A 201-nucleotide genomic window follows, 5' to 3' on the forward strand; every position below is an offset into this window, starting at 1 on the left:
TGTAGCTGTACGTCAGCGCCACGGTAACCGATTTACCCGCCGGCACCGCTTCGCTCAGGCTGACGGTGTAGTCAGTGGTGGTTTCACCTTCGACCACATCGCTCGGCCCGGTCAGGGAGACGATGACGGTGTCTTCTGTACCCGGTGGGTTGTCACTGCCGGTCTGGTCCGTGATGGTGGTTTCGACACTGTTGTTGGTGC

At 60.2% G+C, this 201-nt stretch carries 1 protein-coding gene; it reads right to left on the reverse strand.

Annotation, left to right across the window (positions count from 1 at the left end):
- Positions 1 to 201: hypothetical protein (locus tag JYB63_RS23200; RefSeq protein ID WP_205660263.1), on the reverse strand; the 201-nt coding region annotated here is incomplete at both ends.

It is taken from the genome of Aliamphritea spongicola, assembly GCF_017051665.1.
GTDB classification, from domain to species: Bacteria; Pseudomonadota; Gammaproteobacteria; order Pseudomonadales; family Balneatricaceae; genus Amphritea; species Amphritea spongicola.